Here is a 14,126-nt window from a genome sequence, read left to right as displayed (position 1 = left end):
TCTGGCGGCGTGCACCGAAGCAGGATGGGTTTGATAGCGGCATAGCAAACGCCGCCCCGACTCAACTTCGGAGCGCAAAACTCGTGTTTGACCTAAATCACATTGCTCGACGTGAGTCTATTGCGGCCTTGGGCCTGTAGAGTGCGGCAAATTGGTGCCTGCGCAGGCCGATACCGCCTCATGCGCGCCGCAGTTTATAAGGACAAGGGGCCGGAATACCGGGGGTTTGGTTGACAGGTCCGGATGTCTGTCGGAAACAGGTCCAACCCACGGGCAAAACGTCGATTCGGCGGGAGAGTTGAAAGAAGTGATGGTCTGGGCAAAGCGGCTTGGTGTGATTGGTGCATGTGCAATGGCCCTGCTGGCTGCCCCAGTTCAGGCACAGGGCACGGTGCGCGCCGAATATGGCGACTGGCAGATGAGCTGCGATACACCGCCCGGTGCCAGTTTCGAGCAGTGCGCCATCATTCAGAACGTGCTTGCCGAAGACCAGCCCAATGTCGGCCTCTCCGTCATCGTTCTGCGCACGGCCGACCGCGAGGCGCGCCTGTTGCGGGTACTGGCTCCGCTGGGCGTCCTGCTCCCCAACGGACTGGGCCTTAATGTCGATGGCACCGATATGGGCCGGGTGGCCTTCGTGCGTTGCCTGCCCAATGGCTGCGTCGCCGAGGTCGAACTCGATGACGAGATCATCAATGTGCTGTCCGAAGGCACCAATGCCATTTTCGTGGTCTTCAAGACCCCAGAAGAGGGCGTGGGCATACCCGTATCGCTCAATGGCTTTGCCGAAGGCTTTGCGGCCCTTCCCTGACAGCGAGGCACAGGCCGGTGAGCCAGGACGAGCGCAAGACACAGCGGCACCGCACCCTCAAGGGCGGCAAGATCGTCTTTAACGATCGCCGCTCGGTCTACGACTGCACCGTGCGCAATCTTTCCGAGACCGGCGCCAAACTTGCGGTGACCAGCACCCTTGGCATTCCCCAGCGCTTCGCCCTGACCCTGGCGGACGGACGCAATTTCGATTGTGAAATTGCCTGGCACACCGAAACCGAAATCGGCGTCCGCTTCCTCTAGCCCGCGCTACCGAAAAAAAACCGGGCTCATGCAAGCGCATGGCCCGGTAAGTTTTCAGGAAACGGGGCCGGCGGGAAACCGACCCGGGAGATGAGACGCCCACAGGCAAAAGTGATCGTCCCAACTGGGGGAGGGAGCGTGGCCGCATGCCAGGCCGGCAATGCTGTCCGGAACGAGCGGAGGGTTGGCCACGCAGCCAAACGGGGGGTGGCGGCCGCCACGAACGGCCGCAGATTTTGACTGACTGAGTTAGCTCTTTGCGTTGCGCGACCGGGCCGCGTTCAGGATCATGCCGGCGGCCCGGCCATTGGTGGCCTGCATGGCATCCACGATATCGCTATGCTTGAGGCCGAGATCCTTGAGCCGCGCAGTATCGAGCGCCAGCAGCTCCTGGAGCGTTTTGCGACGGGCGCGCAGAGCCCGAGCCCGGGCAATCCAGGCAACGAGGGCGCGAACAGGGTTGACGCGCGAGCCGGCCGCAACTGACCGCTCGCCGGGTAGCGAGAGAGCCATTTTCTTCTCCAATGAGCAGGGCAAGCCGCCGGAGGGAGACCGGCGGTTTCGATACGGCTTTGTATCGATGGTCGATAGATAGGCTCTGGACACTCATTCGTCCAACAAATAGATTTCATCCCAACGATCAATTTGGGTGATGGAAAGTCATGACAGCTCCCCTCGACCTCGATCAATTGCAAAGTTTCTGCGCCATTGCCGATTGCGGCAGCTTCACCGAAGCGGCGCGGCGCGTGAACAAAACCCAGTCGGCCGTGTCGATGCAGATCAAGCGGCTCGAAGAAAGGCTGGGGCAAACCTTACTGACGCGGGACGGCCGCAGCGTCAGCCTGACCCATCATGGCGAAGTGCTCTATGAGCGGGCGCGCAAAATGCTGCGCACCAATGCCGAGATTCTGGACCACTTCAACGATAATGACCTGGCCGGCTCGATCCGTTTCGGGGTGCCGGACGATTATGCGGTGCGCCTGTTGCCGGTCATTTTATCCAGTTTCCAGCGTACCCATCCCAAGATCGCCGTGGACGTGTCCTGCATGGCTTCGGAACAATTGCTCGAGGGCATGAAGGCGGGGCGCTACGATCTGATCGTGTTCACGCAAGGCACCGATCACAATTTCGGCGAGTTGTTCCGCACCGAGAAGATGTTCTGGGTCTCGAGCCATGGCGGGCGGGCGCTTGCCAGCGACCCCCTCGCCATTGCCTGCGGTCCCAATTGCTGCATCTGGCGCAAGGACGCGATGGAGCAGCTCGACCGCAGCGGGCTCGATTACCGGGTGGCCTATACCTCTTCCAATGCGACGGCCATTTCCTCAGCGGTCCTGTCGGACCTGGCGGTCGGCTTCCTGCCCGAAAGCGCGCTGCAGCCGGGCATGCGGGTGGTCGGGGACGAATATGGCCTGCCTCACCTGGCCGATGCACAGATCGCGCTGACCCGCGCCAGCCATGCCTATGGTGGCATTTACGATGCGCTGGCCAATCACATTGTGCAGTCCATGGGCAATCTGGAAACAACCGTTCACGCAGAAGCCGCCGAGTAGCGACTTGACCCTGTGCCGGCTTTGTCGCACCAGAGACTCTAGTTTTGTCGCGTTTCCGAAACGCAAAACCGTTACCACTTTTGCTGGAAACGCTTCATGTCTCAGCCTCTGACCAATGCCGCCGAGTTCACCGTTTCCGAAATCGCCCAGGCGGTCAAACGCACGGTCGAGGACGAATTCGGCCATGTGCGGGTGCGTGGGGAGATTTCCGGCTTTCGCGGCCAGCATTCCTCCGGTCACGCCTATTTCACCCTCAAGGACGATGCCGCTTCCATTGATGCGGTGGTCTGGAAGGGCAATTATGCGCGCCTGGCATTCAAGCCCGAGGAAGGGCTTGAGGTTATCGCCACCGGGCGGCTGACCACTTTTCCGCGCTCGTCCAAATATCAGATCGTCATCGAAAATATCGAACCGGCCGGCGCCGGAGCGCTGATGGCGCTGCTCGAGGAGCGCCGTAAGAAGCTCTTGGCCGAGGGCCTGTTCGCGCGGGATCGCAAACGCCCCCTGCCCTATCTGCCCCGGGTTATTGGCGTGGTCACCTCCCCCACCGGCGCGGTTATCCGCGACATCCTGCATCGGCTCGATGATCGTTTCCCAAGCCATGTCCTGGTCTGGCCGGTGCGGGTGCAGGGCGACACCTGCGCGCCCGAAGTGGTCAATGCCATTGAAGGCTTCAACGCGCTTGTGCCCGGCGGCCCGATTCCGCGCCCCGACCTCTTGATCGTCGCCCGTGGCGGCGGCTCGATCGAGGATCTCTGGGGCTTTAACGAAGAAGCGGTGGTCCGCGCCGTCGCCGGGTCCGACATTCCGGTCATCACCGCTGTCGGGCACGAAACCGATACCACGCTTGTCGATTATGCCTCCGATATGCGGGCGCCCACACCGACCGCAGCAGCCGAGGCCGCGGTCCCCGTGCGTGCCGAGCTGATCGCCTATGTGGAGGACCAAGGCGCCCGGCAGCGTCAGACCATGCGACGCGGCCTGATGAGTCTCAAGGATCGATTGCGCGCCGCCAGTGCAGGCCTGCCCCGTCCCGCCGACCTGGCTTCAACGCAGCGCCAAAGCCTTGATCTGGCCAGCAGCCAATTATCGAGCGCATTGCGGCATTTTGTGCAGGCCCGGCGCATTGCCTTTTCCAATCTGGCTGCATCGGTGCAGCCGCGCCTGATCAGGCAAAGCCATGCCGAACTCTCAAGGGGGCTCGATGTGCTCGAACGGCGCGGCCGGGCTGGTCTTGCCGCCAACCTCGAGCGCGCCCGCCTGACCTTCGCGCCGCGGGCGCGCCAATTGCCCGCGGCGGCCGCCACGGCCTTGGAGCGCAAGCAGGCAGCGCTTGCGCGCCTCGTCCCCCGATTGTCCGATAAGCCCTTGCGGGCCGAATTGCGACATGCCCAGAGCCATATTGCGCCCCTGGGGGCACGGCTCGATGCCGCAGCCGGTCAAGCGGCGCGGGCCCGTCGCTCACACTGGGCGCAATTGGGAAAGCTTCTGGAAACCCTGAGCTATCGCAATGTCTTGGCACGCGGCTATGCTTTGGTGCAGGACGAAGCCGGACAGATTGTCACCAGCCAGGCGGGTGCCAGGCCGGGCGAGGCGCTCAAGCTCAGCTTTGCCGATGGCGAGGTTGGCGTCGTGGTCGCCGGTGCGCCGCCGACGCGCCGCAAGCCCAGCCGGTCCGGGCCCGATGACGGTTCACAGGAAAGTCTCTTTTGATGAGCATTTCGGTCCGATATAAGTGCAGAACAGCCGAGGACGAATGTCATGAACATCTTCGATAAGGGGTTTGCGCCCGCGGAAGCGAGCCTGCGCTATCTCGATGGCGACTATGTCGTGCTCAAGCCCGGCAGCTTCGTGCGCTGCGCGATTACCGGCAAGCCGATCCCGCTCGACGAGCTGCATTATTGGAGCGTTGACCGGCAGGAGCCCTATGTCGATGCCATGGCGGCAAACGAGGCGCTGGAACGCTTCGGACGGGGCAATTAAGGGTGATCGATGCGGCGCCGCGTCAGCGCTTCCTGATCATTTCCAACGGACATGGCGAGGATGCCATAGCGGCCCAGCTTGTGGCCCGCCTGCCCGATCATGTGTCGGCCGACGCCTATCCGATGATCGGCAGCGGCAAGGCCTATGACGGCATCTGCCCCGTTGTTGGCCCGCGCGCTACGCTGGCCTCGGAAGGCTGGCGCAATGTCAAGGGATCGCTGCGCCGAGACGTCATCAATGGCGGGCTGATGACTATACCGCCGGCCCTGCGTTTCCTGCGTTCGGTGCGTGGCCGCTACGATCGCGTGCTTGTCGTGGGCGACATGGTCGGGGTCTTGGCCTGCCTGGCCACCGGCCATCGCGACCTTGTCTATATCGATGTCTACAAGACCGGGTCGGCCCGGCTCTATTCGGCCCTCGAGCGTCTTGCCATCCGGCGCTCATGCGCATTGGTGTTCTGCCGCGCCGACAATCTGGCCGAGTTGCTGCGGCAGTCCGGTGTGGATGCGCGCAGCGCCGGCAATCTGATGATGGATACCATTCCATATGGCGATTACGACGCTGCCTCGCGCCGGACGCATCGGCTTGGCGTCACGTTGCTGCCCGGCAGCCGGGCGCTGACCTCGGAGAGCTTTGCGCTGCAGATTGCCGCCCTGCGCCAGCTTCCTCCCGATCTTCGGCCCGATATCTTTCTGGCCGTCGCCGGGAGCGTCAGCATTTCGGAACTGGCCAAGGCTGCGGGGTTGCAGCGCAATTCCATGCTCAGCGCCGAGCCCGACGATCTGGGGCAGTTGAGCGACGAAACGCTGACCGTTCACATGGCGCGTGGCCGGGCCATGGGCAATCTGCTGGCGGCCTCCGATCTGGTGCTGAGCCAGGCCGGCACCGCCACCATTCAGTCTTTGGGATTGGGCAAGCCGGCCATCACCTTCATCAATCCGCGCGACCGCCGGTCCCGTTTTGAGGATGAACAGCGCCTGTTCGGGCCGGCCCGGGTGGTGGTGGAGGCCTATCCCGACAAGCTCACGCCAGCGCTTGCGGCCCTTCTGGGCAATGACAGCGGGCGAGCCGAACTGGGCGCTGCAGGGCAGGAGCGGATTGGCGGCCCGGGTGCCTTGGCCGCCATTCTCGACGCTTTGGGGCTGGACGCGGCCTAACCCCTTGTGGTGTCGGTTGTGGGGTCCAGCAGGCGATGCAGATGCACGATGAAATAGCGCGTCTGGGCGCTATCCACGGTCTGCTGTGCCTTGGCGCGCCACACCTTTTCGGCCGCGGCGTAGTTGGGATAGACGCCAACGATATCGACCTGATCGAGATCGGCAAAGGTCACGCCCTCGCCGCTGGCGAGTTCGCCACCAATCACCAGATGCAAGAGTTGCTTGTCGGTCGTTTCAGCCATCGGTCAGTCCCGCGTTTGAGGCAATTGAGTTTGAGCTGCATCGGCACCATACAGGGTCTGGGGGCAACCATAGACCTTGATCAGCGCCGCATGCACGAGGGGTTTTAGGCTCATGTCGCCCAGGGCCGCAAGCGCCCCGTGGCGCACATCTCGTTTGTTCAATTGTGGGAACCCGGTGCACACATCGGCAAAGTCGAGGCCGCATTCGGCCAGAATGACCGCTGCTCCGGCAATGTCCCAGTCCTGCGAGCCGCGACGCGCCACGGCGGCGTCGAGCCGGCCCGTCGCCACCTGCACCAGCCGATAGGCCAGGGACGGGAATGCCGGTCCGCGCGTATAGTCGAGCCCGGCGGCCTGCAATTCCTGATGCACCGCACCCGGGGCGGGAATGAGCGGAGCCGTCCCGGCGCGGCGACTGCGCATGAGGGGCTTGCCATTGAGGCGGGCGCCACCGCCTTTGGAGGCTTCATAGAGCTCGTCGCGGGCCGGGGCATAGACAACGCCGGCAACCGGCACACCATGTTCCACAACGGCCAGCGAGACCGTCCAATAATCCTCCCCGCGCAAAAAGGCACGGGTGCCGTCAATGGGGTCGACGACAAAGACGCGCTCGCAGTCCAAACGTGAAGGATTGTCGACCGTCTCTTCACTCAGCCAGCCATAATTGGGGCGCGCCTGCAGGAGATTGGCGGCCAGAAACCGGTCCACCACGATGTCGGCTTCGCTGACCGGCGAGGCATTTTCCTTGGTCCAGGACTTGATATCGCGCCGGAAATAGCTCGAGGCGATGATGCCGGCTGCCACCGCGGTCGAGCGGAGCAGTTCGAGGTCATCATCGTAGGGTGGGGCGAAAGCCGGCATTATGCGGGCCTTTTAGGCTGCGGGCGGCCATTCCACAAGGGCGCATCCAGCGCCGGCAAATATGGCAGGGTAAACAGGCTCGCAAGACACGGGGTTAACCGCTTCTGACTAGGTGCAATACCCTGCTAACCCTCCGGGAAAACAACATAAACTTAACCCAACCGATTAAGGGCGTGGGTAAGGGGCTGGGGTAGATTGGCCTTACAAACGGAGCACAAAAACAAGCTCTCGAAGTTACAGGAAGGCATCAAAAATGGTTCATGGCGTTGCGATGGAAGGCTCGTCAGTCGTTCTGGCCTTTGGCCGCCCGGTCCTGGCCGAGCGCCGCTTCATGGCGGCAAACGACAATGGCCCCAAGGAGCCGGTCAAAACCGTCACGGTCCGCAAAATGCTCGAACAGAGCGGCGTGGCCATCAAGATCAAGGTGCCGGTGACTGAATTTATCGGCGTAGCCGTGGCCACCGCCATTTCGGAAGACGGCATGCTGACCAGCTCGATCGAACTGGTCCATTCCGATGCCGAGCTCAATTACAAAGTCTTCGAGGAAGAGGGCAATCACAACGTCGTCGCCGAATGGCAGAACTGGGGCAAGAAGCTCCGCCTGCCGCTGTTCATCAAGGCCGGCGATGGTGCCTATATGCCCTATAGCCAGCAAGTCGATGGGGTCATGCTGGGCAGTCCGACCCCGCGCCGCAAGCTTGCCGCCGATGCCTCGCGCCGCCCCCGCTTTCTCAATCGCCGCAAGCCCGGCCAGGCCGACGCGCACTAAATCATTGCTCTCCAAAGCAAGCCGAAAAGGGTCGACCGGTGGTGCGGTCGACCCTTTCGGCTTTTTTAGATCAATCGTCCGAACTGATATGCCGGTCCTTGCGCCCCTCGCCCCTCAGGGGAGAGGGACGGGGTGAGGGGTGAATGCCCTTCGGCAGGACCGCGAGGTCGAACCCTTCATCCGCCCCTATCGGGCCACCTTCTCCCCTCAAGGGCGAAGGGAGGGTGCCGCAGACGTTAGAAAGGCATTCCGAACCCTGCTACCAAACCCAATCGGCCAGCAGCGCCAGGGTCAGCGCCATGCCGACATAGTGGTTGTTGTAAAAGCGGCTGTACGGATTGAGCGGCACGTCCTTGTCCAGCGTCCAGAGCTGCCAGGCCATGAGACCGGCAGCGACCAACGAAATGGCGGCAAAGATGATGCCGCCGCCGGCCATGAGTGAAGCCACGTTCCAGAGCAGAAATGCCCCCGCATAGAGCACGGCAACGGCGGGGCGCACATTGTCACCGAACAGGCGCGCGGTGGATTTGACGCCGACCAGCGCGTCGTCCTCGATATCCTGCAGCGCGTAGATGGTGTCATAGCCGATGACCCAGAGGATGGTGCCGACATAGAGAACCACCGGCGCCCAGCTCAGGCCCCCGGTCTGGCTCGACCAGCCCACCAGCGCGCCATAGGAAAAGGCCAACCCGAGGAAAAGCTGCGGCCACCAGGTGATGCGCTTCATGAAGGGGTAGATGGCCACCAGCACCAGCGAGGCAATGGCAGCCCAAACGGTAAACCGGTTGAACTGGAACAGAATTGCCGAGGCGAGCAAGGCCTGGGCAATCAGGAAATAAAAGGCCTCGCGGGCCGTCACCTGGCCAGACGGGATAGGTCGCGACCGCGTCCGCGCCACCTGCATATCGATGTCGCGGTCGACAATGTCGTTAAAGGTGCACCCCGCCCCGCGCATCAGAATGGCGCCAATGAACATCAGGATCGCCGCCCACCAGCCGAAGCCGAATTCGGGCTGCGCCAGGGCCGCCAGCCCGATGCCCCAGGCGCAGGGCCAGAACAAAAGATAAAAGCCGATCGGCCGGTCCCAGCGCGCCAGGCGGCCATAGGGCTTGACCGGCTCGGGCGCATAACGATCGAGCCAATTGTCCTTTTGGGCGTCGGCGACGGTGCCAGTGGGATGGGGGGTGTTCATGCTTGCAGGCCTCGGCTTTAGTCGCGCAATTCATAACGGTCCAGCGCGCGACGCACCACCCCACCCTCATTCCCCCTTGTGGGAAGGGAATGAGGGTGGGGGTTGCCGGTCCGGTCACAACAACTATGTTGGGCCCGCAATTAACCAGCGACCATCCATGCCCCGCAGTCACGCCTCCCTTCCCCGCCTATTTGTCGAGCCGGACCTGGCCGCGAAGACACAGATTGCGTTGAACAAGGATCAGTCCCTCTATCTCGCCGCAGTGCTGCGCAAAGCTGTTGGCGACGAGGTAGTGTTGTTCAATGGCCGGGATGGCGCCTGGCTCTGCCGGCTGATCAGCGACTCGAAAAAATCGGTGACGCTGGACGCAGTCGAGCAAATCGCTCCGCAAACCCCGCCATCCGACCTCTGGTATGGTTTTGCACCGCTCAAAAGCGAGCGGCTCGATTATGTGATCCAGAAAGCGGTGGAAATGGGCGTCGGCATCATCCAGCCGGTCATGACCCAATTTACCCAATTGCATCGGCTCAAGCCCGAACGGCTCAGCGCCAATGCCATAGAGGCCGCCGAGCAATGCGAGGTCCTCTCGGTGCCGCAGATTGCGCCGGAAACCAGCCTTGAGGCTCTGCTCGACACCTGGCCGGGCGTGCATGGGGACCGGATATTGCTCTTTGCCGACGAGGCCGAGGCCTCGGCCTCGCCTGTTGCGGCGCTGGAACGTCTTGCGGACAGGCGCATTGGCCTTCTGATCGGTCCGGAAGGCGGTTTCTCCGATGCCGAGCGGGCAAAGCTGCGCGCATCGCCCTTCGTCGTTCCCATCAGCCTGGGCCCCAGAATCCTCAGGGCTGACACGGCTGCAGTGGCCGGCCTGGCTGTTATACAGTCGATCATCGGTGATTGGCGATAAAAGGCGATTGCTTTCCGCCTTGCTCTCGCTATTTTGCCGCCCCAGTCTCTATCCCTCAGCCAAGAGGACCACATGGCCGGCGTCGACACCCTCTCGCCCCAGATCGAATCGCGCAACGACCTGATCGAGGCGATGGAACGCGGCGCCAAGCCGGCGGACCAGTGGTGCATCGGCACCGAGCACGAAAAGCACGTATTCCACACCAATCCGCTGCGTCCGGTTGCCTATGAGGGTGAGCAGGGCATCAAGGCCCTTCTGGCCGGCATCGAGAAGGAGACCGGCTGGCACCCTTTCTATGATGGCGACAATCCCATTGGCCTGAGGAATAACGAGATTGCCGGCGGCATTTCGCTTGAGCCAGGCGGGCAGTTCGAGCTCTCCGGCTCGCCCATGACCGATCTGCATGGCACCGCGGCTGAACTTAGCGAACATATGCGCGTCACCAAAAAGGTCGCCGCACCGCTCGATATTCATTTTCTGGGCCTGGGCGTCACCCCGCTTTGGGCCGTTGAAGATATCAAGGCCATGCCCAAGTCGCGTTATGGCATCATGACCAAATATATGGGTGAAACCGGCACGCTGGGCACCTCGATGATGTACCGCTCGGCCACGGTGCAGACCAATCTCGATTTTTCGAGCGAGATCGACATGGTCAAAAAGCTGCGCGTCTCGCTGGCCTTGCAGCCGGTTGCAACGGCGCTTTTTGCCAATTCGCCTTTCGCCGATGGCCGCGATACCGGCTATCTCAGCTTCCGCAGCGAGATCTGGCGCAATACCGATGACGACCGCACCGGCATGCTGCCTTTCGTGTTCGAACCCGGTTTCGGCTTTGAGCGCTATGCCGATTATGCGCTCGATGTGCCGATGTATTTCGTCATCCGCGACAAGAAATATATCAATGTCGCCGGCGAGAGCTTCCGTGATTTTCTCGATGGCCGCCTGCCGCAATTGCCGGGCGAGAAGCCGACCATCAAGGATTGGGAGGATCACCTATCCACCCTTTTCCCCGAAGTGCGCTTGAAGCAGTTCCTCGAAATGCGCGGCGCCGATATGGGCGACGAGGCCCATGTGGTGGCCCTTTCCGCATTCTGGACGGGCCTGCTCTATGATGAGACCTCGCTGGAATCGGCGTGGGAACTGGTCAAGAACTGGACCGATGAAGACCGCGAGCATTTGCGTCGCGAGGTGCCGCGGCTCGGTCTCGATACGCCGTTCGACCGCTCATCGATCTTCGACATTGCCGCCCAGGCGGTCGGGATCGCCGAAGCCGGCCTTGTCCGCCGCAACCGGCTCAACGCCCAGGGGCAGGACGAAACCATTTATCTCGCCCCCCTCGAAGAAACCATCCGCACCGGCAAGGCCCCGGCCCAGCGCTGGCTCGAGAAGTTCCATGGCGAATGGAACCAGAGCGTGCTGCCCATTTTCAAGGAAGCCGAGCTCTAAAGCGCTTCGCACGGAAGGACAGGGAAGAGCCGAGCGCCCGCCTACTGCTGGTCAAACGGATCGTATTGCAGCAGCCAGGAATATAGCCACTTTTCGCCCGCGCCGACCGAGGCCACGTCGTCCACCTTCCAGGTGCCATCGTGTACCATGGAGACAGTGAGCACGGTGGGCTGTCCGGCGCGCTCAAAGCTGACCAGGGCAACGGCATTGTCCCCCTGCACGATGGGTTCGCTGACAAAGAGCGCATCGACTGGCGTTTCCGGCCCGTTCAGGAACGGATTGAAGGCGGGAATTCCGGGCGCACCCGGATCGACCTGGACACCGCTGGCGTCAACCACATTGGCCTGAAGATTATAGACCACCAGTGACTGCAGGTGATCGGTATAGTGTTCTTCGAGATTGATCTGCTGCCCGCTCTGGCGCGGCCGATAGATTTCGTCCAGCAGCGCGCGTGGTGAATCGGCAGGGGCGCCACCAAAAATCATCGGCACCAAGCCGAACAGCGTCCAATCCATCTCTTTCACTCCCACCGCGTCTGACCTCTGCGTTGCGCAAGAAACAAGCCAAAAGTGAGGCGAACTGCTTGCCTCACCTGCCCGTCTCGTGCATCACGCCCGCAACAGATCACGGAGGCAGGATATGCGCGTAATGGTCATTGGTTCGGGTGGGCGCGAGCACGCATTGGCCTGGAAGATCGCGCAGTCACCGCTGGTGGATGCCCTCTTAGTGGCTCCGGGCAATGGCGGCACCGGGGCGCTGGCCACCAATATCCCGGTCGACATTACCGACCATGCGGCCGTGATTGCCGCCGTAAAAGAGCACGCCGTGGATTTTGTCGTGGTCGGCCCCGACGCGCAGGTGGTGGCAGGCCTGGGCGACGATGTCCGCGCCGCTGGCATTACCTGTTTCTGTCCCTCCAAGGTTGCCGGGCAGCTCGAGGGCTCCAAGAGCTTCACCAAGGCGCTCTGTGACGAATTCGATATCCCCACCGCCGCTTATGGCCGCTTCGAGGACGAAGCCTCGGCCCTGGCCTATCTCTATACGCAAGGCGCGCCCATCGTGATCAAGGCCGATGGCCTGGCCGCCGGCAAGGGCGTCACGGTGGCCATGAGCATGGAGGAGGCCGAGGCGGCCATTATCGATTGTTTTGCCGGCACGTTCGGGCAATCGGGCGCTGCGGTGGTCATCGAGGAATTCATGGAAGGCGAGGAGGTCAGCCTTTTCGTGCTCAGCGATGGCGAAACCATCCTGCCGCTGACCACCGCCCAGGACCACAAGCGCGCCTTCGACGGCGACAAGGGCCCCAATACCGGCGGCATGGGCGCCTATTCGCCCGCTCCGGTAATGAGCAAGGCCATTTATGACCAGACCATGGCCCGCATTGTCGAGCCGACCATACGCGGCATGGCCCAGCGCGGCATGCCCTATGCCGGGGTGCTCTATGCCGGGCTGATGCTGACCGAGGATGGTCCCAAGCTCGTCGAATACAATGCCCGTTTCGGCGATCCGGAATGCCAGGTGATGATGATGCGCCTGGAAAGCGACATTGTTCCCCTGCTCCATGCCGTGGCCACCGGCACCCTGGCCGGGCATGACGTGGCCTGGAAAGACGACTTTGCCCTCACCGTCATTATGGCCACCAAGGGCTATCCGGGCGATTATGACAAAGGCAGCGAGATCAAAGGCGTCGACGGGCTCGACAGCGATACGCTGACCGTGTTCCACGCTGGAACGAAGCGTGATGGCGAACGTTTACTGGCCAATGGCGGGCGCGTGCTCAATGTCACCGCGCTCGGGGCATCGGTCAGAGAGGCACAGGAACGTGCTTATAGAGGCGTGGACGCAATTGTTTGGCCAGAAGGCTTTGCCCGACGCGATATCGGCTGGCGGGAAATCGCCCGCGAAAGCTGAACCTTTCTTCAATCTAAAAACCCTACCCTATCTACGAACCGTCTTTGATGCGCCGCCGCCCGAGCGCAAGTTGACGCCGCTGCAACGGCGTGGGCTGGCTTTGGCGGACAGGCTGCGCAGGAAAGGTGCGGAGCGTGGCAGGATGAACGAGAGCGGATTACCCAGAATCGGGGTCGCCCTGGGTGGCGGGTCGGCCCGTGGACTGACGCATATCCCCTATATCGAGGCCATGGATGAGCTTGGCCTCAAGCCTGCGGTCATTTCGGGCACCTCAATCGGCGCGCTGATCGGTTCGGGCTGGGCCGCCGGAATGAGCGGCAAGGAGCTGCGCGAGCATTCCTTTGAAGTGCTGGGCACCTTGCGCACCATTGCGAGCCGGCTCTGGGCGACCCAGATTCGTGGGCTTGGCGGCCTGTTGAAAAATGGCATCTCCATGCAGATCGAAGCCACCAATGTGGTGGACGCCTTTCTGCCCGACAATTTTCCGCTCGAGTTCCGCGATCTGAAAATTCCGCTCTATGTCGTGGCCACCGATTTTCAGTCCTGGCATCAGGTGGTGTTCAATTCGGGCCTGCTGCGCCCGGCCATTGCCGGCTCCCTCGCCATTCCCAGCTTTTTCAAGCCAGTCGTTTACAACAACCACCTTCTGGTCGATGGCGGCGTGGTCAATCCGCTGCCGCTCGATCAGGCCGATATCGACACCGATTTCCTGATCGGCATCGATGTGGCGGGCGATCCTTCGGCCAATCTCACCAAGACCGACCACAAGGCCATCGATATCTGGTTCGGTTCGGCCCAGATCATGATGCATTCGCTGACCGCCCATATGATGGCCGCCTATCCGCCGGACATCTATATCCGCCCGCGTGTCTCCCATATCGGGGCCATGGAATTCTGGCGCGTGCGGGAGATCATCGCCCATGCCGATGCGGAGAAAGACCGGTTCAAGCGCATGCTCGCGCATAAGATCGAGGCCTATATTCAGGACCGCATCGAGCCGATCGACTCCAATCCCAAGGACTGAAGGGGCAGGACTT

At 62.1% G+C, this 14,126-nt stretch carries 16 protein-coding genes; 11 read left to right on the top strand and 5 right to left on the bottom strand.

The window, feature by feature from the left end; all coding sequences use genetic code 11:
- The first annotated feature begins 352 nt into the window (after positions 1-352).
- Positions 353-811 (top strand): invasion associated locus B family protein, encoded by a 459-nt coding sequence (locus V8Z65_RS03580; protein WP_338722585.1) that lies wholly within the window; start codon positions 353-355, stop codon positions 809-811.
- A gap of 17 nt (positions 812-828) precedes the next feature.
- Positions 829-1,074: a PilZ domain-containing protein gene (locus V8Z65_RS03575; RefSeq protein WP_338722584.1), complete on the top strand. Its 246-nt coding sequence runs from the start codon at positions 829-831 to the stop codon at positions 1,072-1,074.
- Between the two features lie 249 nt (positions 1,075-1,323).
- Here V8Z65_RS03575 and V8Z65_RS03570 read toward each other — a convergent pair whose 3' ends face one another.
- Complete coding sequence (locus V8Z65_RS03570) at positions 1,324-1,587, bottom strand: DUF1127 domain-containing protein (RefSeq protein WP_338722583.1); 264 nt, start codon at positions 1,585-1,587, stop codon at positions 1,324-1,326.
- 149 nt (positions 1,588-1,736) lie between these two features.
- Here V8Z65_RS03570 and V8Z65_RS03565 point away from each other — a divergent pair, with 149 nt between their 5' ends.
- The 4 genes from V8Z65_RS03565 (at position 1,737) to V8Z65_RS03550 (ending at position 5,764) form a co-directional block, all read left to right on the top strand.
- A complete protein-coding gene (locus V8Z65_RS03565) occupies positions 1,737-2,624 on the top strand; it encodes a LysR family transcriptional regulator (protein ID WP_338722581.1) in 888 nt (295 codons plus the stop codon).
- A gap of 96 nt (positions 2,625-2,720) precedes the next feature.
- Positions 2,721-4,337, top strand: a complete 1,617-nt coding sequence (gene xseA / locus V8Z65_RS03560) for an exodeoxyribonuclease VII large subunit (RefSeq protein WP_338722580.1) — start codon at positions 2,721-2,723, stop codon at positions 4,335-4,337.
- A gap of 48 nt (positions 4,338-4,385) precedes the next feature.
- Complete coding sequence (locus tag V8Z65_RS03555; RefSeq protein WP_338722579.1) at positions 4,386-4,607, top strand: DUF2093 domain-containing protein; 222 nt, start codon at positions 4,386-4,388, stop codon at positions 4,605-4,607.
- 2 nt (positions 4,608-4,609) lie between these two features.
- Positions 4,610-5,764 carry a hypothetical protein gene (locus V8Z65_RS03550; protein ID WP_338722578.1) on the top strand — a complete coding sequence of 385 codons (1,155 nt, stop codon included), beginning with the start codon at positions 4,610-4,612 and terminating at the stop codon, positions 5,762-5,764.
- Here V8Z65_RS03550 and V8Z65_RS03545 read toward each other — a convergent pair.
- On the bottom strand, positions 5,761-6,006 hold the full coding sequence (locus tag V8Z65_RS03545; RefSeq protein WP_338722577.1) for a DUF4170 domain-containing protein: 246 nt from the start codon (positions 6,004-6,006) through the stop codon (positions 5,761-5,763). The two genes, V8Z65_RS03550 and V8Z65_RS03545, sit on opposite strands and share 4 nt — an antisense overlap.
- Positions 6,007-6,009: 3 nt before the next feature.
- A complete protein-coding gene (locus V8Z65_RS03540; protein WP_338722576.1) occupies positions 6,010-6,867 on the bottom strand; it encodes a 3'(2'),5'-bisphosphate nucleotidase CysQ in 858 nt (285 codons plus the stop codon).
- A 253-nt stretch (positions 6,868-7,120) separates the two neighbouring features.
- Between V8Z65_RS03540 and V8Z65_RS03535 the strand changes: the two genes are divergently transcribed.
- Positions 7,121-7,636: a DUF6101 family protein gene (locus V8Z65_RS03535; protein ID WP_338722573.1), complete on the top strand. Its 516-nt coding sequence runs from the start codon at positions 7,121-7,123 to the stop codon at positions 7,634-7,636.
- A gap of 259 nt (positions 7,637-7,895) precedes the next feature.
- Here V8Z65_RS03535 and ubiA read toward each other — a convergent pair whose 3' ends face one another.
- The gene (gene ubiA / locus V8Z65_RS03530) at positions 7,896-8,828 is read right to left on the bottom strand and encodes a 4-hydroxybenzoate octaprenyltransferase (protein ID WP_338722571.1); all 933 of its coding nucleotides are present in this window, start codon (positions 8,826-8,828) and stop codon (positions 7,896-7,898) included.
- Positions 8,829-8,985: 157 nt separating this feature from the next.
- Here ubiA and V8Z65_RS03525 point away from each other — a divergent pair, with 157 nt between their 5' ends.
- Positions 8,986-9,735 carry a 16S rRNA (uracil(1498)-N(3))-methyltransferase gene (locus V8Z65_RS03525; protein WP_338722570.1) on the top strand — a complete coding sequence of 250 codons (750 nt, stop codon included), beginning with the start codon at positions 8,986-8,988 and terminating at the stop codon, positions 9,733-9,735.
- Between the two features lie 72 nt (positions 9,736-9,807).
- Positions 9,808-11,178 carry a glutamate--cysteine ligase gene (locus V8Z65_RS03520; protein ID WP_338722569.1) on the top strand — a complete coding sequence of 457 codons (1,371 nt, stop codon included), beginning with the start codon at positions 9,808-9,810 and terminating at the stop codon, positions 11,176-11,178.
- A gap of 41 nt (positions 11,179-11,219) precedes the next feature.
- Here the strand turns inward: V8Z65_RS03520 and V8Z65_RS03515 are convergent, their stop codons facing one another.
- Positions 11,220-11,693: a hypothetical protein gene (locus V8Z65_RS03515; protein ID WP_338722568.1), complete on the bottom strand. Its 474-nt coding sequence runs from the start codon at positions 11,691-11,693 to the stop codon at positions 11,220-11,222.
- Between the two features lie 124 nt (positions 11,694-11,817).
- Here V8Z65_RS03515 and purD point away from each other — a divergent pair, with 124 nt between their 5' ends.
- Together purD and V8Z65_RS03505 are read left to right on the top strand one after the other, a co-directional pair.
- A complete protein-coding gene (gene purD, locus V8Z65_RS03510) occupies positions 11,818-13,089 on the top strand; it encodes a phosphoribosylamine--glycine ligase (RefSeq protein WP_338722566.1) in 1,272 nt (423 codons plus the stop codon).
- A 142-nt stretch (positions 13,090-13,231) separates the two neighbouring features.
- Positions 13,232-14,113 carry a patatin-like phospholipase family protein gene (locus V8Z65_RS03505; protein ID WP_338722565.1) on the top strand — a complete coding sequence of 294 codons (882 nt, stop codon included), beginning with the start codon at positions 13,232-13,234 and terminating at the stop codon, positions 14,111-14,113.
- Positions 14,114-14,126: the final 13 nt, after the last annotated feature.

It is taken from the genome of Devosia sp. XK-2 (assembly GCF_037113415.1).
Taxonomy (GTDB): Bacteria; Pseudomonadota; Alphaproteobacteria; order Rhizobiales; family Devosiaceae; genus Devosia.
The sequence above is the reverse complement of the archived record's forward strand: the minus strand, read 5'-3'. Positions and strand labels throughout refer to the sequence as shown.